General features: G+C 51.8%; 3 protein-coding genes and 1 pseudogene. 2 read left to right on the forward strand and 2 right to left on the reverse strand.

The genetic code is table 11. The features are described from left to right. Both AWV70_RS15960 and AWV70_RS15965 read left to right on the forward strand, forming a co-directional pair. Positions 1-254 (forward strand): PDZ domain-containing protein (locus AWV70_RS15960; RefSeq protein ID WP_235588707.1); only part of this gene is annotated, 254 nt, incomplete at its 5' end. Positions 255-285: 31 nt separating this feature from the next. Further along, complete coding sequence (locus tag AWV70_RS15965; RefSeq protein WP_060209294.1) at positions 286-543, forward strand: CsbA family protein; 258 nt, start codon at positions 286-288, stop codon at positions 541-543. 160 nt (positions 544-703) lie between these two features. Here the strand turns inward: AWV70_RS15965 and AWV70_RS15970 are convergent, their stop codons facing one another. Both AWV70_RS15970 and AWV70_RS24730 read right to left on the reverse strand, forming a co-directional pair. Continuing rightward, complete coding sequence (locus AWV70_RS15970; RefSeq protein ID WP_060209285.1) at positions 704-1,012, reverse strand: AzlD domain-containing protein; 309 nt, start codon at positions 1,010-1,012, stop codon at positions 704-706. Next, a pseudogene (locus AWV70_RS24730) lies at positions 1,012-1,281 on the reverse strand (branched-chain amino acid ABC transporter permease); the annotation flags it as partial. The pseudogene AWV70_RS24730 and the gene AWV70_RS15970, both read right to left, overlap by 1 nt.

Consider the following 1,281-nt stretch of genomic DNA (forward strand, 5'->3'; position numbering starts at 1 on the left):
AACCAACGGGAGTCATCATTGCGGGCATTTTACCGGAATCGCCAGGTGAAAAACTCGGTTTGATCCCGGGGGAATGTATCCGGACCGTAAACGGCATTCAAGTGTCGAATGAAAAGGAATTGTATGACGCGATTCAAGTGAATGCGGCCCATTGCCGTCTGCAAGTGATCGGCCGAGACGGGGAAGTGCGGCTTATGCAGCAAGTAATCTATCGTCATGATCATCACCGGTTGGGATTGCTGGTCGTTCGTTAATTCCATAGGGAAGGTTTGGTGGTAAATGGATATCGCTACTTTGGAAACGAAATTGATGCTCGCCTTGTTCTTGCCTGGGTTGCTCGTCGTCTTTTTCACGCGCGTCACGTTCCACCATTATGTCGGGCTCGCGTTGACGATTGCGCTCATCGCGGCGTCGGTTTATGCGGGTTACACACATAACTGGATCCTGTACGCAGCAGATGCACTTTCGCTGACGGTCGGTTTCTGGTATGCGACGCTGATGGTGAAAAAGGCGAGAAGGCAAGGCAAACAGGTGGATGAATGAATATTAAACGGCCGCTCCGGTAATGGGGCGGCCTTTTTCTGCAATCGCACGGTTAAGGATCATTGGGGAAGATCTTTATGATCACTTGAGGAGATTTTAGATCACTTGTCGTGGTTTAAGATCACTCGCAGTGATTTATGATCACTTACCAGGATTTTCATTACATAAAAAAGCTATAGACGGCAAGTACACCGATTGTACCGAGGACGACGGGCATGACCCCACCGCCGAGAAATGCGATAAGGAAGGCGGTTGCTGCACCGATGACGCCGAATAGGATGTTGCCTTCCTGGACGAAGATGATCGCCGGGAAGATGAGTGCTCCAAGTACGGCGTACGGGATGTTGCTCAGGACGCCACTGACGATCGGGGGCAGTTCCTTGCCGTCAAGGAATGTAAGGGGCACCATGCGCGGGATGTAGGTGACGAGCGCCATTCCGAAGAGCATCCACCAATAGGTCGGTCCCATTAGGATTCCTCCTTTTCCGAATGCAAAGCCTGTGAGTTTTTGCCATGCCTTGCATAGATGATTTCAATGAGTATAGCGGACCCGAGAGTTGAGACAAGGATTGCCCAGCCGGTGGAAAGCAACTCGCCGATGTAGATGATGCAATGGATGACTGCGGCGAGTGCTGCGAGCATGACGACTTTTCGGTTCCCTTTCATGGCGGGCACGAGGAGGCCGATGAACATGGCGTAAAGGGCAATCGACATGGCGACTTGCAGGAAGTCGGGCAG

Source organism: Sporosarcina koreensis (assembly GCF_001531445.1).
In the GTDB taxonomy this organism is placed as follows: domain Bacteria; phylum Bacillota; class Bacilli; order Bacillales_A; family Planococcaceae; genus Sporosarcina; species Sporosarcina koreensis_C.